The sequence below is a fragment of the Sinomonas terricola genome (genome assembly GCF_034931225.1).
Classification (GTDB): Bacteria; Actinomycetota; Actinomycetes; order Actinomycetales; family Micrococcaceae; genus Sinomonas; species Sinomonas terricola.
In genome coordinates this window covers 112,836-132,978 of record NZ_JAYGGQ010000007.1, presented here as the reverse complement: position 1 = coordinate 132,978, position 20,143 = coordinate 112,836, and the positions used below count along the sequence as shown (strand labels likewise).

Sequence of the window (20,143 nt, the reverse complement as noted above, 5' to 3'; positions counted from 1 at the left end):
CAAACGTCTCTCTGAACCCTTCGAAGCGTTCCGGAACATCCCTCCAATTTATCGATACACCATCGAGAATTATCTCCCCAGACACGTAGGAAGGAAGGTGGGGCCATCAACGCCATCAGGGCCTGGTTCGGCCAGAGCCCCACTCTGCTTGTGAATGAGAGCAATAGCACTCTGGCCGCTCGCCTTCCTCGGCTACGTCAACGAAAGGGGATTCCCTCTGAACAACCTCATCGCGGCTGGATCGATCCTGTCCGTGATATCTGTGGTTCCCGTGTTCTTCTTCGTCCAGCGGCGCTACACGCAGAATTTCAGCGCAGCCGGTATCAAGTAGCGCGAACAGGAGACCCTCGATGGTGACCATGTCCGATGTTGCACGGCTGGCGGGCGTCTCGACGATGACCGTCTCGAACGTCATCAACGGCCGCCGTTCGGTCAGCCAGGACCTGCGTCGGCGCGTGCTCGACGCAGTCCGGGAGACCGGCTACACGATGAACCGCTCGGCCAGAACCCTGCGGACCGGGACGACCGGAGTGATCGGGCTCGCTGTTCCTTCGCTCGACCACATGTACTTCGCCGAGCTGGGCAGCAGGGTGATCGCCAAAGCGGCCGAGCTGGGGTACCGGGTGGCCGTGCAACAGACGGGAGCCCACATCGAGGGCGAAATCGACGCCGTGGCGATGTCCCACACGTTGGACTGCGACGGGCTGATTCTCTCCGCCATTGAGATCGGCCCCGAGGAAGCAGCCCTGCTCAACCGGTCGATCCCCTTGGTCCTCCTGGGCGAGAGGCTCTATGGCGAGGCGGTGGACCACGTTGCTATGCCGAACGTCGAAGGCACCAGAGCGGCCACCGTGCACCTCGTGGAGCAGGGCTGTCGGCGCATTGCCTGGGCCAGCAACGCCGTCCCCGAAGACGATCAGCACAACGTGGTCATCGACCGCTTGCTCGGGTACCGCCGAGGCCTCGCGGACGCCGGATTGCGCGAGGACCCCGAGCTGCTGGTCCCGGTCGACCAACCGACCATGGCGGATGCGGCCGCGGGCATCGCGCAGATGGTGCGCGACGGCGTCGAGTTCGACGGCGTCGTGGCAGTCACCGATGCGGTTGCCTTCGGCGTCATGCGAGGCCTTGCCAACGCGGGGCTCCGGGTGCCGCAGGACGTGCGCGTCATCGGTTTCGACGATGTGCAGCACGCCCAATTCTCAGTCCCCTCCCTGTCCACCATCGCCCCTGACCACGACTGGATGGTCACCACCGCCCTCACGCTCCTCTCGGAGCGCATCAAGGACCATTCCCCCCGCCCCGGCCGCGAGCTCGTGGCCCCCTTCCGGCTCGTCGCCCGGGAATCAACCGCATAACCACCCAACGACTCTTGGAGAACGCCACTATGGCTTCAACGCCTTGCCATCGACTCATCGTCAACCTCGACATCGCGGGCCCCACGATCAGCCGGCATCTCTACGGCCACTTCGCCGAGCACCTCGGCCGATGCATCTACGGCGGGTTCTGGGTCGGAGAGGACAGCGACATCCCGAACACCCGCGGCATCCGCAACGACGTCGTGGCCGCCCTGCGGGAGCTGAACATCCCCAACCTGCGCTGGCCCGGCGGGTGCTTCGCCGACGAGTACCACTGGCGGGACGGCATCGGCCCGCGTGATCAGCGCCCACGCATGGTCAACTCGCACTGGGGCGATGTCGTCGAGGACAACTCCTTCGGCACCCATGAGTTCATGGACCTCTGCGAGCTCCTCGGCGCCGAGGCCTACGTCAACGGCAACGTCGGCTCGGGCACCGTGCGCGAGATGAGCGAGTGGATCGAGTACCTCACACGCGACGACGATTCGCCGATGGCGGCGCTGCGGCGCGCCAACGGGCAGGACGAGCCGTGGAAGGTCCCGTTCTTCGGCATCGGCAACGAGCCCTGGGGATGTGGTGGGCACCTGCGTGCCGAGGCTTACGCCGACCTGGCGAGGCAATACAGCACGTACGTCCGTAACCACAACGGCAACGACGTCTACCGGATCGCGGCCGGGGCCAATGCCGACGACGTGGCGTGGACGAAGGCGCTCATGGAGGGGCTCGTCCGCCCGGGCGGACCCGACAGCAAGGGCTGGCCCTACCAGGGCATCTCGCTGCACTACTACACGATGTCCGGCACGTGGTCGGCGAAGGGCTCCGCGACCGAGTTCAGCGACGACGAATACTGGAAGACCATCAAGGCCGCCCAGCACATCGAGACCCTGCTGACAGCGCATTCGACCATGATGGACGTCTACGACCCGCACAAGTCGGTCGGCCTCATCCTCGACGAGTGGGGCACATGGTGGGACGTCGAGCCCGGCACCAACCCTGGATTCCTGTACCAGCAGAACACGGTCCGAGACGCCCTCGTCGCCGCCATCCACTTCGACTCGTTCCACCGGCACGCCGACCGGCTCGCCATGGCGAACATCGCCCAGGCCGTCAACGTCCTCCAGGCCATGCTGCTCACGGATCCGGAGTCCGGCGCCCTCGTGAAGACGCCGACGTTCCACGTCTTCGCCATGAACGCCGACCATCAGGACGCGCTCGCCCTTCACACACACTTCGCGACCGACGCGGCGCACCGCCATGAGGACGCCGCGCTGCCGACCCTCACGGCGTCGGCGAGCACGAAGGACGGCGAGGTGCTCGTCTCCCTCGCCAACCTGGAGCTCGAGGAGGAACGCGAGCTCGTGCTCGACTTCCGTGGCAGCGGCTTCGAGATCGGGGAGTCTCTCGTGCTCGCTGGCGACAGCGCGGCGTCATTCAACGCCCCGAAGCACCCCGACGCCGTCGCGCCCCGACCGCTCAAGGTCCGCGAGCTCGAAGACGGTCAGTTCGTGCTTGTGCTGCCACCCCATTCCTTCGCCACGGTGCGCGGCCAGGTGCTCGATGCCGCCCCGGCAGCCTCGGCAGCCGCCGGTGCCGCCGTCGTCGCGAGCGAGAGCAAGCCCTGCCTCAACTGCTGAATCGGTGTCGCTGGGTGTCCCTCGCGCTCGGCGGGACGCCCAGCGACCCCTATTGTTCTACCAAGGAGCAGGAACCCTGATGACTCTCGCCTTCCAGACCCCGGCCGCAGTCCGCCTGCTGCCGGGAGACTTCGACCATGCGCAGCGAGTGAACCTCGAAGCGCTGCTGCGGCTGGACCCCGATCGGCTCCTGGCGCCCTTCAGGAGCGAAGCTGGCCTCGCCGCCGTCGCCGAAGCCTATGGAGGCTGGGAAGCGTCCGGGCTTGGGGGACACACTGCGGGGCACGTCCTATCGGCTCTCGCCCTGGCGATCCCCAGCACCGGCGACCCGCGCGCCGTCCGCATGCTCGAACGCCTGCTCATCGGCCTGCACGAGGCACAGATCGCCGGGGGCACCGGCTACCTCGGCGGGGTGAGTTCCGGCGTCGAGCTCTGGGAAGAGCTCATGGGCGGCACCATCGACGCATCGCCTTTCGAGCTCAACGGCCGATGGGTGCCCCTCTACAACCTGCACAAGACAGTCGCGGGCCTCATCGACGTCGCGGAGCACCTTCCGGGCCGGCTCGCGGACCAGCTGCTCGACGGATTCGGGGAGTGGTGGCTGCACACCTGCGCGCAGCTGGACCAAGAGGCCCTTGAACGCATCTTGGTCACCGAATTCGGCGGCCTCACCGAGTCCTTCGCGCGCCTGGCGCTACTCCGGCACGATGAGCGCTACCTGCGGCTGGCAGTGCGCTTCGCACACTCGGAGCTGCTCGGTCGCCTTGAGCGCTTGGGCGACGACGACGCGGACCGGCTGGCTGGCCTGCATGCCAACACCCAGATCCCTGTCGTGGTGGGCTACGCCACGATCGAGCGGACCGCGCGTGCGCTGGACGCCCGCGACGAGGACATCCTGCGCATCGGCACGGCCGCGCGGGCCTTCTTCGACGAGGTGGCTTACCGGCACAGCACGGCGATCGGGGGCCATGGCGTCAAGGAGCACTTCCATTCCCGCGACGACTTCGGCCCGCTGTTCCTTGCCCGCGAGGGGCCCGAGAGCTGCAACACCTACAACATGGTCAAGCTCGCAGCGGAGCTCTACCTGCTCACCGAGGACCCCAAGTACTTGGACTTCCTCGAAGTCGCGCAGTGCAGCCACGTCCTCTCCACCCAGCATCCCGGGCACGGCGGGCTCGTGTACTTCACCTCGCACCGTCCGGGCCACTACCGCGTGTATTCGCCCGAGCAGGACGGCTTCTGGTGCTGCATGGGCTCGGGCTTCGAGGCGCACGCCCGCCACGGTGCGCATGTCTACGCCACGACAGGCGACGAACTGCGGGTCGCCTGGCTCCTGGCGAGCGAACTGCGCTGGGAGGAATTCGGCGTCGTTGTGCGGATCGACTCCGGTTGGCCAGGAGGAGGCGGCGCCCAGCTCCGCGTGGAGGCCGCCGAACCCGCCACCTTCACGCTCGCAGTGCGGATCCCGCCGTGGGCGGCCGGGGCAGAGGCGTGTCTCACCGACGGCACGGCAGTCGACGACGACGGCGCAGGCTGGTGGCGCGTGCGGCGCACCTGGACAGGAACGGAGGTGATGAGCCTTTCCCTGGGCAGGACGGTCCAGGCCGTCCCAGCCCCGGACGGCTCCCGGTGGGCGTGGCTCCAGCACGGGCCAACGGTGCTCGCCCAGGTGATCCCGGACCGCACGCTCGGGTACCGCGCGACGAGCGCCAGAACGGCGCACATCGCGTCCGGGCCGCTGCGCCCATTGGCCGAGATGCCCGTGATCGATACTTCACGGCTTGAGGCCCAAGCCCTCGAGGGGGGCTCGGTGGCGATCCGCGCCGCCGACGGGACACGCCTTGAACTCAAGCCCCTGCACCGGATCCACGACTCCCGGTACAGGATCTCGTGGCCGATCTCCCGCGGGCACCACGCGGCCGCGGAGGTCCGGAGCAGGCTCGAGGATCTCGATCGGGCCTGCACGGGGCTCGAAGCCCGCGTCGTGGATGGCGTCGCGTTCGGGGAGCAGCAGCCCGAAAGCGACCACGAGGTCGTCGCGCCGGGTGCGGAGCGCGGCACCACTGAGGATGGGTTGAAGTGGCTTCGCCCAGCAGGCTCCCTGTCGCTCGTGCTGCGCGACTGGGAGGCGGTCGCCAAGAGCCTGCGCCTCGAATGGCTTCCCGACGACGACGGCGAGCCCGCCTTCCTCCTGGGCCGGGACGCCGTCGTCGCCCTGGACGGCGCGACCACCTGGGAGGTGCCGTTGACCGCGGACGGCGAGGCGGAGACCCGGATCACTCTGGCTGCCGTGGACGGCCGCCCCATGCCTCGACTGCGCCGCATCCTGCTCCTGACGGATGCCGCCGACACACCTGTCCCCGCGCCATGACCGCTGGATAACAAGCCACAACCGATGAAGGAGTGACGTGGCGTCTCTGATCATGCCTGGACGCCCGCCGATGGGATGTAGGGGTGGGGACACGGTCGTCGTGGGCATCGACTAGGCGGACCCCAGGGCCCGGACGCACGGCTGCAACGAGGACGCGCCGCTCGAGATGGACCCGTTCGGGCGCTTGCTGCGAGCTCCCGCCAGGTTTCCAAGTGCCGTGGGCGGGAAGGGAATCGGGCCTCTCGCGGAACGGATCCATGCCTTGGGGCTGAAATTCGGGATCCACGTGATGCGGGGGATTCCCCGAAGGGCGGCGACTCGGAATCCCCGGTCCTGGGGACGTTGTCGTACGCGCGTGACGTCGCGGACGCCGGGAACGTGGGCGAGTGGAACCCCGACATGCTCGGCCTCGATCATGCGTGCCTGCCAACCAGGCCTACTACGACTCCCTGCTCGCGCTCTACGCAGAATGGGGCGTTGACTTCATCAAGGCCGACGACATGCCCTGGCCCTAGAGGACCGATATCGAGGCGTTGGCGTCTTCGATCAGGCGATGCGGCCGCGAGATCTTCCTCAGCCTGTCCCCGGGACGCGCTCTCTCGCTCACACGCCTCGACCATCTGCGCGAGCACGCCACCATGTTCGCAGACTGAACCCGCCCTGGAACAACGGCAGTCCACAGGACTTCGATCTTGTCCCAAACTGACACGCTGGTCCTCTCGCTTGAACTGAGCGTTGCCCTGAACCCGTAAGTTCGGTATCGTCGGCCGCGCGGATAACGTTTGCCTCTGGCGACGCGTCCCACACATCACCCTCAACGGAGAAGGTAGGGATCATGAGCCAATCGCACGTCGCCTCCCGACGTTCCCATTTGCTCAAGAGGGCGCTCGCCCTCGGAGCGGCGCTCGGCATTGCGCTCAGCCCGCTGCCGCAGCCAATGGCGCACGCCGAGACCGTCTCGGGAACCTGCGATGTGCAGTTCCACCCGACCACGAGCGCGGAGGGCTTTGCGCACCCCGGGATTGGCCTCACTGAGCCCGTCATCCAGAACGTGCGCACCCAGCTTGCGGCCGGAGCGGAGCCGTGGGTTTCAGGTTTCGAAGCACTGAAGAGCTCGGCCGCCGCCGCGGAGAACGTCAAGCCGTCCAATGCCGGCGCCGATCCGACCAAGCCACGTACGACCGCGTTCAATTCGGGCACCCGGTTCCTGTTCGAGTCCGACGGGCTGAAGGCCTACACGCAGGCCGTCATGCACGTCCTCACGGGAAAGCAGGTCTACCGGGCCAACGCTCTGGCGATCATCCGCAACTGGGAGCAGATGGACCCGACCCAGTTCACGTATTACACCGATTCGCACATCCACAACGGCGTTCCGCTGTTCCGCATGGCCACCGCGGCCGAACTGCTGCGGTACACGAGCTGCGGCAGCGACCCGGCGCTCGTGCTGACCGACGCCGACGCCAAGGCCTTCAGCAACAATCTGATCCGGCCGGCAATCGCCACCTTCATGTCCTCGCCGGACCACTTTATGAATCAGCACAACTACCCGCTGCTGGGGTCGATGGCTGGATCGATCTTCATGGACGATGCGGCGCTGTACCGGGAGAAGGTCGAATGGTTCACGGTGAACTCGACGGCCAAGGACCAGGGCTTCAACGGGTCCATCTCGCGTCTGGCCCGGTGGGTCGATAAGAACGACAAGACCGGCGAACCGATCCCTAACCCGCATGTTCAGCAAGTAGAAATGGGCCGTGATCAAGCCCATGGCGGCGGCGATCTCACGAACTTTGCGGCTCTGGCCCGCATGATGCTGTCCCAGGGCACCAAGGTGGATCCTGTTCAAGGAACGGTATCGACCGCAGCCAATGCTGTGGGACCGTACGAGTTCCTCGATGACCGGATCATCAAGGCTGCCGATTACTTCTGGCAGTTCATGTCCGGCCGCGATCCTGAGTGGACCCCGGTCGGGTACGCAATCTCTCCGGACGGCACGATCCGCGACACCTATAACCACATTGCCGATGGCTACCGTGGCCGGTACGCGACGGCGAGCTTCTGGGAGATGTACTACTACTACAAGTACACGCGCGGAGTGGACGTCGCGAAGATGGCTCCCTTCTTTGCTGAGGCTTACGCCAAGCGTCTGACCCCCCAGCAGATCGGCTGGGACGGTCACGACGGCGGCGGCGACTCGTGGATGTTCGCACCCGCTGCGGCGGCGGGCGAAGCGGCGGCGAAGCCGAACGCCAACCCCAACATCCTCGAGGTCGAGCAGCATTACACGCACCTCGCCGGCGACGTCACTACGGGCGACGGCTTTGTGACCATGGCCGGCGGGTCGAAGATCGCCTACCTCAGCGGTGCGAACAACAACCCGCAGCAGGGCTTCCGCGTGCGCACGCACGGCTCGGCCGTCATTCATCTCGGCTCCGTGAGCCACAACAACACCGTGCGGCGCGACACCGATATCACGGTGCCTGACACCCACGGTGAATGGCGCTATGTCACAGCGACACGATCCATGGGCGACATCCTGTACATCGAGACCGAGGGCGCTACTGTCGACCTCGATCACATCGACATCAACGCTCAGGCAGACCTGCACGGCCCGACCTTCCCGGCGAACGCTGCCAAGCGGATCGTCGGGTGGAAGGGTGCTGACCTCGACATCAACCTCGCGGCCACCGGCCCGGGTGCCGTCACGTACAGTGCGACCGGACTGCCGGATGGCGCGAAGCTCGACGCCGCCACGGGCCACCTCAGGTGGAATGGCGAGAACTCGGGGACGATCACCCTCGCAGCTGATGACGGCACGAGCGTCGTCGCCCGCACGATCGTGCTCGACACCGCCAGCACTCGCGCCGCGGCTCTGGCGGTGGCGGGGAAGGACTACAAGCCGGACCTCGGCTATGAATCTGCAACCGACGCCGCGTTCGTCGCAGCACGAGATGCTGCCAAGAACCTACGGAAGGACTGCGCCGACGCTGAATACGAGGCCGCTTTGGCCGCTATGGTCGCCGCGGCCGACGGTCTGCGGCTCATCTCGCCGAAGTCAGCTCTTGACGGAAGCCTCGACTACCGGAATGTCCTGTTCTCCTCCACGGCGAAGGAACGCACACCCCTCCTGCTGGACGGTGATGAGCAGACCGGCACCGGATACTCCCAGGCTGTCAATCTGTCGCACATCTTCGATTTCGGCCCCGACTTCCGTGTCTCGGCCACCAAGTTCGGGTTCCAGAGCAACATCTTCGCCGACCGGCTTGCCAACTCAACGATGTACGGCTCGAACGATGGCGTCAACTGGACCCGGATCACACCGGGAGTCACTGCGTTCACTCAGGACTACAACACCCTTGATGTGGCACCGGAGTTCGTGGACACGCAGTTCCGGTACTTCAAGGTCCAAATGGTCAAGGCGCTGCCCGACGTGCTGTACGGCATCGTCCGCGGGCTGTTCGAGATGACCGAGTTCCACATCTACGGCGAACGCCACGAGATCGGGAACCAGATCGCCTCGGCCGTGATTACGTCCACCGATGCCGTCGCCGGAAAGGTGTCGATTGGCGATACCGTCAACGTCGCCGTCACCACGAGGAAGGCGGTTCAGTCCGTCACAGTCAACGTCATGGGCATCCAGAAGGCTGCCACGTCGAGCGACGGTATCAACTGGATGGCCCCTGTCGTTCTTGACGGCGTCGCAGCCGGCCCTGTTTCGCTCAGCGTCGACTACACCTACGGCGATAAGGCCGGTCCCACCCTGTACGGCACCACCGACGGAAATAACCTGTTTGTCGGAGGTAACCGGGACCAGCGCATCGATGTGGCACATCTCGCGAAGGTCATCGCGTCGTCTCCTCAACTGGCCGCTAGCAACCCGCTACCTGCAGACCAGGTGGGGTACCTGATGTTCGACAACGATGCGACGACCTTCACGGATCTCCAGTCGGCCTCGGCCTACTACACTCTCGATTTCGGTGCCGGAAAGTCGGTCCAGCTCAATGATCTGTTCTTCCTTCCGCGAACCGGTCAGACGGTCCGGGCGAACGGCACCTTCGTGCAAGGGTCAAACGATGGCACAAGCTGGACGAACCTGAGCGAGCCGCTCTCGGGCACCAAGGATGGCGTGTGGACTGAGCGTTCTGTCACGGACGGCACCTCCTACCGCTATTTCAAGGTGACGAATGCGAGTAACTGGCGTGGCGACATGGCGGAGCTCCAGCTCTACGGAACGCTCCGATAAGAAAGCTGCGTCCTAACGCTGAACGGTCGCGGTAGCCCGCGACGAGAGGGGGATCGTGCTCATGCCTGGTCCCCCTCTCGTCGTGTCTTGACCGTCTTCTGAACCTCTGTCACGGTCCACATTCGACGTTGACAGGGTGACGACAGTCACAGCATGATTGGATGACGTTATCCATTCGGGGTGTCGAGTGGGACTTACGTGGTATCGATCCGCACACCATGGTGGGTGTGGATCACGAAGGAGTGATTCATGCGATCTCGAAATCGACGGGCTCTTGCCCTCGCCGCCAGCCTTGCGGCTGCTGCGCTCTTGAGTGCTTGCTCCGCTGGCGCCGGCTCGGCCCCTGCAGCAACCGGGGCGAATTCAAGCGGTCCAGTCACAATAGACGTCTGGGGGTGGGATCCGATCACGAAGCAGGTCGCTGACGCCTTCAACAAGAGTCAGGACCAGGTCAAGGTCAATTACGTGCAGCAGGCGAGCAATACTGCCATGCAGACCAATTTCCGCAATGTGATGGAGTCCAAGAAGGACGTCCCGTGCCTCGCGCAGGGCTTCGCGCCGTTGGCGACCTCGCTCGTGAACGGATGGGCTCAGGACATCACTTCGTATATCAAGCCCATCGAAGACAAGTTTGGCGCCGGGGCGTTGGCTGGGGCAAAGCTCGGGGACAAGTACTATGGCATCCCCGGGGCCCCGAGCGCGCAGTTCATGATGGTCAACGCGAAGACACTGAAGGCCGGCGGTGTCGAGGCGCCGAAGACCTGGGAAGAGCTCATCAAGACGGGGAAGTCGCTTGCGCCTTCCGGGGTCAAGGTGATCAATCTCGCAGGTGAGGACCCCAGCGTGCTGGTCAATCTCGCGCAGCAGGCTGACGCCGAGTGGTTCAAGATCGACGGCGACAAATGGACCGTGAACCTGCATGGCAAGGAGACCTTGAAGGCAGCTGACGTCTTCCAGCAGATTGTCGACAACGGCCTGAACTCGACGCAGACTTACAAGGACCGCCCGGCGCTGTACTCGTACTTCGACAGTGGCAAGCTGGCGACGCTGCCGACGCAGTGGTGGTCTCTCCCTGGACTGCAGACCAACTTCAAGAATTCGCTCGGAGATTGGGAAGCCGTTCCTAACCCGCAGTTCGAGGGCGCGACGGGCGAACGGGTCCCCGGTCGGGGGTCGGCCTCGATCGTTCCGGTCGGGTGCGAGCACCCGGAGGCGGCGGTGAAATTCTCGACGTTCGCTTTGACTGACCCGAAGGGTATCGAGGCGTCCCGCAATAAGGACACAGGAACAGTCGGGATTCCGGCGGCGCTGAAGGACGTCTCGCAGTATACGGAGGCGGTGGTCCCCACCAAGCTCTTCGGCCAGTCGCCCAAGGAGGTCGGAAGGGTCATCGCCGATGCGCAGGCCAATGTGATCGGAGGGTTCGAGCTCGGACCTGACTACGATGCGTGGTTCCCGCAGTTGCAGGATCAGTGGGGCAAGGCCGTTGCCAAGCAGATCACGTTCAAGGATGCACTGGCGAATGTCGAGGCGTACATCGCGAACGATCTGAAGAGCAAGGGCATCGACTACACGATCGCGAAGTAGTCCGTTCGTCACATCAAGGAAGGAGACGCGGATGTCATCCGTCACAGACGTGCGCAAGCACGAACTCGACCCGGCGTCGAAACGGGTCAGACGTGAGAGATCCGCGTCTCCACGCCGTTCCTGGCGCACCGTGCAGCGACTCAAGGGAGCGTCCTTCACCTGGCCCTTCTTCGCGGGCTTCGCTCTGTTCACGCTGGTTCCGGTGGTGATGGCGCTCGGGCAGAGCCTGTTCACGACCAAGTCATCCGGCCTCGGATTCGGCGGAGCAAAGGTCACTTTCTCGGGTCTCGACAACTTCGCCCGCGGCCTGGCCGACGGGGTGTTCTGGGAGTCGATGCTCCGGGCTGGGAGCTACGCCGTGGTCGTGGTCCCGCTAACCCAGATTGTCAGCCTCACCCTCGCACTCCTGGTTGACGCCGTCACTCGCCGACTTGCGGGTCGTTTCCGGCTTTCGCTGCTTGTGCCGTACATGATCCCGGGCATCGTTGCGACGATGATCTGGATCTATCTGTACAGCCCGGTTGTGGGCCCGTTCCAACCGCTCTTTCGCCTGCTTCATCTCGACGTCAACTTCTTCGCGGGGTCGATGATCTGGGTATCCATCGGGAACCTACACATCTGGGGCAGCATCGGCTTCAACATGCTGATTCTCTACGGTTCGCTGCAGTCCGTTCCACGCGAGCTCTTCGACGCCGCACGCGTTGACGGCGCTTCTGAGCTGCGCATCGCACTGTCGATCAAAGTGCCATTCGTCCGCACGTCGCTCGTGCTGACGGGTCTTCTCGCGATCATTGGCACCTTGCAGATTTTCGCCGAGCCGGTGCTGTTCCGTTCGGTGTCGCCTGAGACGATCACGAAGGACTTCACCCCCGCCATGGTGATCTACAACCAGGCGTTCGAGGTTGGAAACCTCAACTATGCCGCAGCGCTGTCGATCATCCTTGCCGGAGTGGTCGGGATCGCCTCCGCTGTCATCTACCGCTTCACGAACAAGGTCGGGTCATGAGCCTCACACGCACAGATATCGAAACCGCGGGCACGACTCGAGAGATCATCATGCCGGCGCCGACGGATCTCCGCGCAGCACGTCGCAGGCGGCGCGGCATCGCGCGCGGCGAGGAGTCCGGCGGCGTCGCCGCCCGCGGCGCGTCGAAGTGGTTCGTCCTTACCGGCCTCATCCTGTTCACGATCTACTCCATCGGTCCGGCGTGGTGGCTGATCGTCTCCGCCACCAAGTCCCGAGAGCAGCTGTACACCACCAACGGTCTGTGGTTCGCGGACTTCCGCCTGATCGACAACATCGTTGAACTCTTCAAGTATGAGAACGGTTCTTTCGGTCTTTGGCTGTGGAATTCGGTCCTCTACGCAACTGCTGGGTCAATCGGTCAGACGATCATCGCGCTGGCCGCCGGCTACGGTCTGGCAATGTACCAGTACAGGGGCAAGGGAACCTCGATGGCGTTCGTTATCGGATCCTTCCTCATTCCAGGTGCACTTCTCACGGTCCCGTCCTACTTGCTGTTCGTGCAGCTGGGGCTGTTCGACACCATCTGGTCGATGATCATCCCCGCATTTTTCGGCCCCTTTTCCGTCTACCTGGCCAAGGTGTATGCGGAAGGTGCAGTGCCCCAGGAGCTCTTGGAAGCGGCCCGAATTGATGGTGCTGGCGAGTACCGCACTTTCTTCAGCATTGGACTGCGGCTGCTTACTACTGCCGGTGCCACCATCTTCCTGCTGCACTTCGTCGCCGCCTGGAACTCGTTCTATGGACCATTGATCATGCTCCGCGATCGCAATCTGTGGCCGGTCATGCTGGGGCTCTACTCCTGGCTCGGTCGGGGAACCGACTCCGAGGTGGACGTCACGACGCTCGTGATCACAGGTTCGCTCGTGGCGACAATTCCGATGGTGCTCCTCTTGGTCGCCATGCAGCGGTATTGGCGTGCAGGTGTGACGATGGGAAGCCTGAAATGACCGTGTTTGATGAACGGGTGGCACTGGCCGATGACGCCGGGGATGTAAGCACGGCTAATAGGGGAGGCGATGAAGCCGGGCAGCCGGCTCCGCTTCTCGCTGAAGTGCACTGGTCGGCAGAGCAACCGCTCTCCTTGGTCTCCCTTGACGGCGTCGGCCTTCTCGGGCGACACGGCGTGCCGCTTGTCGAGGTGTTCACGGCGCGCGAGCAACGTGCGCGGACGAGCCAGGCCTACGTGCGCTCCGCCGTTGGAGCCCGGCTACGGGTGAAGAGCATCGCCGCAGCAGACGATCCGGGCGTACGACGTCTGATCGTCGATCAGCATGACGAGATCTCCGGCCTCTCCGTGAAGACCACCCTGAGCCGTCCCGTCGGGATCAACGCGATGCGCGTCGAAACGCTGCTGTGCAACACCTCCGACCAGCCTCTGACCGTCACCGCGATCGCCACGTCCTTCGGTATCGCACGGACCGAGCGTCTCGACGGCATCCTCTTGGGAACGGCTGCGAGCGAATGGCTCGGGGAGAACCGCTGGCGCGAACGTCCGCTCGCTGGCGTTCTCCCGTACCTCGACCTGGCTTTGCATGACCAGGACGCGCGTGGGCATCACAGCATCACCAGTCACGGTGGATGGTCCAGCGGTGAGCATCTTCCGGCAGGGTATCTCCTCGATGGCCGCTCGGGAGAGGCGGTCGCCTGGCAGGTCGAGACGAGTGCCGGGTGGCACATGGACTTCTCCGGCACGCGCGAAGGCGCCGTCCTGTCGCTCCTGGGGCCGGCGGACCTCGAACATCATTTCGCCCATAGGCTCGCTCCCGGTGCGACGTTCGAGGCCGTTCCGGTCGCCATCGCCGTCTCAGAGTACGGTCGCGACGACGCGCTCGGGCAGCTGACGGCGTACCGTCGCTGGTTGCGGGACGAAGACCCGCGGGGCGACGATCTGCCCGTCATCTACAACGACTTCATGAACACGCTCATGGGTCAGCCCACGACGGAAGCGCTCCTGCCGCTTATCCGGGAAGCTGCGGCGGCGGGCGCGGAGGTGTTCTGCATCGACGCCGGATGGTTCGCTGATCCTGAGATCGGCGACTGGTGGGACACCATCGGCGAATGGACCGAAGCGCCTGGCCGCTTCACGGGCGGCTTGCGCGCCGTCATTGACGAGATCCACCGTCTTGGCATGCGATCCGGCATCTGGCTTGAACCCGAGATCGTCGGTGCTCGGAGCCCGCTGGCCGGTGAGCTTCCCGAGGAAGGGTTCTTCCAGCGATTCGGACAGCGTGTCCGAGAGCATGACCGCTACCACCTCGATCTGCGCCATCCCGCGGTGCGCAGCCATCTCGATCGCGTCATCGATCGTCTCGTCGCCGATCTTGGCGTGTCGTACTTCAAGTTCGATTACAACATCAATCCAGGTGCGGGCACGGAGTGGCGGGCGGCCGGGGCCGGCGACGGGCTGCTCGCGCATACGCGCGCACTCCGTGACTGGCTGGCGGGGATCGGTGAGCGGCATCCGCAGGTGCTCATCGAGAACTGCAGCTCCGGGGCGATGCGGGCCGACTACTCGCTCCTGTCCGTAACCCACCTTCAGTCGACGAGCGACCAGCAGGACTTCCGCCTGTACCCGCCGATCGCGGCATCGGCACCCGCGCACGTCGTTCCGGAGCAGTGCGGCAACTGGGCCTATCCGGCCGCGGACATGACGCCGGAGGAGACGGCGTTCACCCTTGTCACCGGGCTCAGCGGCCGGCTCTATCTCTCCGGCTTCCTCGATGAGCTTTCCCCTGCGCAGCGTGCGCTGGTGCATGAGGCCGTCGCCGTGCATCGACGAGATCGGCACCTGCTGCGATCGGCGATCCCGTTCTGGCCGCTCGGTCTGCCGGCGTGGAACGATCCGGTCGTGTGCCTGGGGCTCCGCCACACGGACGCAACGACGCTTTACATCTGGGATCGCGGCGCGGATCCGGCAGAGCTGTTGATCCCGGGAGTGCGCGGGACCGTGTCGATCAGCTATCCGAGCCACGCACCGGCGTGGTCAATGGACTCGCGGCCCGACGGACTCGCCGTGCGCACACTGCCCGGACTGACGGCCCGGGTGATCACCGTGGCGGGGGAGATCTGATGCCGGGCGTAAAGGCCGTCTTCGCCATGGCGCCCGAGATGGTGCCGTTCATCTTCGGCGAGAGCGAGATCCGCCGGTTGCGCGAACTGGTCGAGCTCGACCCGCAACGCATCCTCGCCTGGGAGGAGGGGCGTGAACCCGAACTCGGGAGCCTCGCAGACGTGGAGCTGCTGCTCAGCGGGTGGGGCGCGCCGTTCCTCGGCGCGCCGCAGCTCGACCGTCTGCCCGCTCTGCGCGCCGTGGTGCACTGGGGTGGGGGCATCGGGTTCCTCGATCAGAGCGCGCGCGAACGCGGAATCGAAGTGTCGTCCGCCCGCGCGGCCAACGGTATCCCGGTCGCGGAGTTCACCGTGGCAATGATCACCCTGGCCGCCAAGGACGCCCTCTGGGTCTCGCGACAGTACTGCCGCGAGCAACGGCATATCGACCGCGAGGCCGAGCTGCCACACACCGGCCTGTATGGCACCACGGTGGGCTTGGTCGGGGCATCGACCATCGGGATGTTGGTCATCGAGCAGCTCCGCGACCGAGACGTCGAGGTTCTCGTCTACGACCCGTACCTCACGGAAGCGGCCGCGTCGAGCCTGAGGGTCGAAATCGTCCGCGACCTCGAGGACCTTGCCCGGCGCAGCACCGTGCTGTCTCTGCATGCGCCGGTGACCCCCCAGACGGAGGGGATGATCACGCGTCGGGTGCTCGCCGCCCTGCCGGACGGGGCGATTCTCGTGAACACGGCCAGAGGGATCCTGGTCGACCAGGACGCCCTGGTCGAGGAGCTCGCCGCGAACCGGATCCGGGCGATCCTCGACGTCACCGAACCGGAGGTGCTGCCGGAGGGGCACCCGTTGTACTCCCTGCCGAACGTCTTCCTCACCCCCCACCTCGCCGGATCCACCGGTGTCGAACTGCGGAGGCTCGGCCACGCGGCGCTGGCCGAAGTTGAGCGATACGTTGCGGGCGTCCCGTTCGCCCACCCGTTCCCCTTTCCTGACCCATCAACCTAGACGGAGCGGAACACCGAAGTGACTCCGATATCAACCATGACCGTGCCCGCACGCCAAACACCAGGGATCACATGGGAACCCGCTGGCCTGCGTCTTCGGTTCGAGTACCAGGACGACCGCCCGGTTCGTGTCGTTGACTGGTCGACCGGTGCGAGGACCAATCGCTGGTGGCGCCGTCGGCGATCGTCGACGTGCAGCCGATCGCACTCATGTGCGGTAACAAATAGCCGGGTACAACTTTGAGGCGGCGGCTGATAGGTAACGGGAACGGCTTGCAGTTCGATTCGGGTCGCGGGCCGCTCCGCCGGTCGCGGCTTGGACAGCGCATCCGCGGCGGCGGCGTCGTGCTGATCAGATAGCCGGCTCGCGCTGATAGCAGCCACCTTGGCAGAAAGAGACGATGCGATGACGTCTAGGAGAGAGTACGTGGGATATCTCTACGTCCATTTCAAGCGTGAATCGGAGGAGGGAGAGCAGATCCACTTCGCGTTGAGCGAAGGGAACGACCCACTTCACTTCCACGACCTCAACGGCGGCCGACCAGTGGTCCGCTCTGCCGTCGGTCAGGGCGGAGTACGCGACCCCCACGTCGTCCAGTCGCCCGTCGACGGTCGGTACTACCTGGTCGCGACGGATCTGCGACTGTACGACAGCCTGGACTGGGACCGCCATCTGCGCTGGGGGAGTCGCTCGATCGTGGTCTGGGAGTCGATGGATCTGGTGCATTGGGGGGAAGGCCGGCTGGTGGAGGTCGCTCCGATCGAGGCCGGGAACGCCTGGGCGCCCGAGTCTGTCTGGGATCCTGAGAAGAACGCCTTTCTCGTCCACTGGTCTTCGACGCTATACGACGACGAACGGCACGAGGGGCAGAGCTATAACCGGATCATGTATGCGGCGACTCGGGACTTCCGTGAGTTCTCGGAGCCGCGTGTGTGGATCGATCGAGGATGGTCGACGATCGATGCCACCGTGATCGAGCACGGCAGCCGCTATTACCGCTTTCTCAAGGACGAACGAGCCCGTGGAGGGAAGGCGCCCCAGGGTAAATCCATCTTCTCTGAGTACGCCGATACCCTGACCACCGCTGAGTGGACTCCTCTTGCCGAGGGCATCGGTCTCGACGCCATCAGCCAGGGCGAGGGCCCGCTGGTCTACAAATCGAACACTGAGGAGAAGTGGTTCCTCTGGATCGATGAATTCACGCCGGAGCGTCGCTACGTCCCCTTCGAGACGACGGATCTGGAGGCCGGCTGGTGGACTCCGGCGAAGAGTTTCCGTCTGCCTGAGCATCCTTGTCACGGGGTCGTGCTGCCTCTTACCGCAGAGCGGTATGACGGGCTCCGTATGGCCTGGGACATGTGATCCGTCGCAACAAGGAACAAAAATGACTCAGGACGAATCCTCGTCGAGCGAGCGCAATGCCTGGCATCGTCCCGATCGTGCCGGCGCGATCTCGGACTCGGCGAGCGTCGATGACGCTGCGACGATCGTCGTCACCGAGCCCGCGGCGTGTTTCACTGACGCCTTCCTCCTCGGCAACGGCTCCTTTGGGGCCACTGTCTACGGGGGGCGTTGCATCGAGACCTTCGATCTCAACCTCGACACGGTGTGGTCAGGGGGCCCCCTCCGGGACGAGGGAGACGTGGCGGACCCCGCGGTCGTCGACGAGCTTCGTCGCGCGATCTCCGACGAGGATCACGTGCTCGCGGATCGGCTGGCGCGACGCCTCCAATCGTCCCGCTGGACTCAGTCTTATGAGCCAGTGGGCAGGCTCTCCTGGACCTGGGGGGATCCGTCCGAGAACGGTCGCTATCAGAGGCTCCTCGATCTCGCGTCCGCCGAGGCGCGCGTCGAGAACGGCGGCCGACACCTGACGGCGTTCGTCAGTGCGCCGGACAAGGTGCTCGTCGCCGAGACGACGGCGGACGTCGGCGCGGCGTCCGCGGTGTTCACGAGTCCGCATCCCGTGCTGCGCGAGGAGAGGTTCATGACGGCCGGTGTCGAGTGGGTCGTCGCGGCGGGCCGTGCTCCCGCTCATGTGCCGCCGAACTACGTCACGACCGAGACGGTCCGTTACGGTGAAGAGCCCGTCGGGCCAGATGCCGTGGCATCCGCCGGGATGGGGTGGGCGGTCGTGGCCGCGATCGTTCCCGGCGCAGCCGGAGGCGCCCGGCTTATCGCGGCGGTGGCGAGCGGATTCCGCGGCTACCGTGAGCCGGTCAGCATCGATCTGGACGCCCTCACCGCCGAGGCTCGTGCGCTCGTCGAGGAGGCGCTGGCGGCACCGCGCTCCGAGTTGATCGCTCGGCATCGCGCTGACTATGCCCGCCTGTTCGACCGCGTGAAGCTGGATCTCACGCCCTCGGGATCAGCGTCGGCTGTTGCGGCGCAGAGATACTTCGATCTCGGGCGCTACCTGCTGATCTCCTCGTCCCGTCCCGGAACGCAAGCCGCGAATCTCCAGGGGATCTGGAACATCGATGTGCTCCCGGGCTGGAGCTCCAACTACACCACGAACATCAATGTTCAGATGAACTACTGGGGCGCCGAGGTTCTCGACCTCGGTGAGGTCGCACAGCCGCTGCATGCGCTCGTTTCGGAGCTGGCGGATGCCGGACGGGTCACCGCCCGTGGCCGCTACGGCGCGCGCGGTGCGGCTGCGCACCACAACACCGATATCTGGCGATTCAGCGCTCCTGTCAAAGGCGAACCCCAGTGGTCGAACTGGAGCATGGGCCTGTCCTGGTTGTGCGCGCTCCTCGGCGACAGACTCGACTATCGGTGGTCGGACGAGTTTGCCCGATGCCTCGCAGAGCCGGCTGTGCGAGCCGCGGCGGAGTTCGTCCTCGATCAGCTGGTCGAGGGCGAGGATCGACAGCTGCTCGTGAGTCCATCCACCTCTCCGGAGCACCCTTTCGTGCACCGAGGCGTTGTAGCCAGTGTGACGGCCGGTGCCACCATCGATCAGGAACTCGCGCATGACGTGCTCTCGAGATATCTGCAGATCGCCGGACGCCTCGCCATCGCAGGCGATCTGGTGAACCAAGTCCGTGCCGCGAAGGAGACTCTTCATCTGCCGGGAACCGACGCCGAGGGCCGCATCGAGGAGTGGCTGCCAGGCTACTCCGCGACCGAGCTGGACCATAGACATCTCTCGCACCTGTACGGGGCCTACCCGGGTTCGCGCCTCACCGTGACCAAGACGCCTGCTGCGTTCGAAGCAGTGCGGGCAGCGTTGAAGTCGCGACTCGAGCACGGCGGCGGGTACACGGGCTGGAGTCAGGCCTGGGTGCTGTGCTTGGCAGCCCGGCTCGGCGAGACGGAACTCGCGGAGCTGTCGCTGTCGCGTCTCCTCGGGGACCTGAGCTCGGTATCACTGTTGGATCTGCACCCACATCAGGACTGGCCCGGCGGGAACATCTTCCAGATCGATGGCAACTTCGGGGCGATCGCGGGTATCGCCGAGCTCCTCATGCAGAGCCACGACGGTGCCGTGTCCCTCCTGCCGACACTCCCGCCGAGCTGGGCAAGTGGCTCCGTTCGCGGTCTGCGAGCACGAGGCGGCATCACGGTCGACATCACCTGGGCGAACGGCGAACTGCAGGCCGCGGAGCTGAAGGCCTCCGTACCCGGACCGGTCGTCGTTGAATTGCCTGAGACGGTTCACGTCGAGCTGCTTGACGCAGATCACATGTCGGTGCCATTCGTGAGCGTCGCGAGCCCGAAAGGACGCCACCGCATCGAACTGACGGCGAGCGCGGGTGGGCACTACCGGCTCGTCCGTGGCCATGTCTGTCACGACGCGGGGTCAGTCCCGCGGAACCCTCGGGAGAGCGGTGAAGGCTGACACCC

At 65.1% G+C, this 20,143-nt stretch carries 12 protein-coding genes; all 12 read left to right on the top strand.

The features are described 5' to 3' along the window. Window positions 1-154 precede the first annotated feature (154 nt). The 12 genes from SPF06_RS10990 to SPF06_RS10935 all read left to right on the top strand — a co-directional run bounded on the left by SPF06_RS10990 (window position 155) and on the right by SPF06_RS10935 (window position 20,138). The gene (locus SPF06_RS10990) at window positions 155-331 is read left to right on the top strand and encodes a hypothetical protein (protein ID WP_323279100.1); all 177 of its coding nucleotides are present in this window, start codon (window positions 155-157) and stop codon (window positions 329-331) included. A 19-nt stretch (window positions 332-350) separates the two neighbouring features. Beyond that, window positions 351-1,358 carry a LacI family DNA-binding transcriptional regulator gene (locus SPF06_RS10985; RefSeq protein WP_323279099.1) on the top strand — a complete coding sequence of 336 codons (1,008 nt, stop codon included), beginning with the start codon at window positions 351-353 and terminating at the stop codon, window positions 1,356-1,358. Window positions 1,359-1,387: 29 nt separating this feature from the next. Continuing rightward, the gene (locus tag SPF06_RS10980; protein WP_323279098.1) at window positions 1,388-2,992 is read left to right on the top strand and encodes an alpha-N-arabinofuranosidase; all 1,605 of its coding nucleotides are present in this window, start codon (window positions 1,388-1,390) and stop codon (window positions 2,990-2,992) included. Window positions 2,993-3,071: 79 nt separating this feature from the next. Continuing rightward, the gene (locus SPF06_RS10975) at window positions 3,072-5,363 is read left to right on the top strand and encodes a beta-L-arabinofuranosidase domain-containing protein (protein ID WP_323279097.1); all 2,292 of its coding nucleotides are present in this window, start codon (window positions 3,072-3,074) and stop codon (window positions 5,361-5,363) included. Between the two features lie 835 nt (window positions 5,364-6,198). Next, window positions 6,199-9,603, top strand: coding sequence for a putative Ig domain-containing protein (locus SPF06_RS10970; protein WP_323279096.1), 3,405 nt, complete (start codon window positions 6,199-6,201; stop codon window positions 9,601-9,603). 249 nt (window positions 9,604-9,852) lie between these two features. Next, complete coding sequence (locus tag SPF06_RS10965) at window positions 9,853-11,190, top strand: ABC transporter substrate-binding protein (RefSeq protein WP_323279095.1); 1,338 nt, start codon at window positions 9,853-9,855, stop codon at window positions 11,188-11,190. 31 nt (window positions 11,191-11,221) lie between these two features. Next, the gene (locus tag SPF06_RS10960) at window positions 11,222-12,196 is read left to right on the top strand and encodes a carbohydrate ABC transporter permease (protein ID WP_323279094.1); all 975 of its coding nucleotides are present in this window, start codon (window positions 11,222-11,224) and stop codon (window positions 12,194-12,196) included. Beyond that, entirely contained in the window at window positions 12,193-13,164 is a 972-nt protein-coding gene (locus SPF06_RS10955) for a carbohydrate ABC transporter permease (RefSeq protein ID WP_323279093.1), read from the top strand. The genes SPF06_RS10960 and SPF06_RS10955 overlap by 4 nt, the downstream gene beginning before the upstream one ends. Further along, window positions 13,161-15,287 carry a glycoside hydrolase family 36 protein gene (locus SPF06_RS10950; RefSeq protein WP_323279092.1) on the top strand — a complete coding sequence of 709 codons (2,127 nt, stop codon included), beginning with the start codon at window positions 13,161-13,163 and terminating at the stop codon, window positions 15,285-15,287. The genes SPF06_RS10955 and SPF06_RS10950 overlap by 4 nt, the downstream gene beginning before the upstream one ends. Next, window positions 15,287-16,291: a hydroxyacid dehydrogenase gene (locus tag SPF06_RS10945; protein WP_323279091.1), complete on the top strand. Its 1,005-nt coding sequence runs from the start codon at window positions 15,287-15,289 to the stop codon at window positions 16,289-16,291. The genes SPF06_RS10950 and SPF06_RS10945 overlap by 1 nt, the downstream gene beginning before the upstream one ends. A gap of 426 nt (window positions 16,292-16,717) precedes the next feature. Next, window positions 16,718-17,653, top strand: a complete 936-nt coding sequence (locus tag SPF06_RS10940) for a glycoside hydrolase family 43 protein (protein ID WP_323279090.1) — start codon at window positions 16,718-16,720, stop codon at window positions 17,651-17,653. Between the two features lie 22 nt (window positions 17,654-17,675). Then, window positions 17,676-20,138: a glycosyl hydrolase family 95 catalytic domain-containing protein gene (locus tag SPF06_RS10935; protein ID WP_323279089.1), complete on the top strand. Its 2,463-nt coding sequence runs from the start codon at window positions 17,676-17,678 to the stop codon at window positions 20,136-20,138. The last annotated feature ends 5 nt before the right edge of the window (window positions 20,139-20,143 follow it).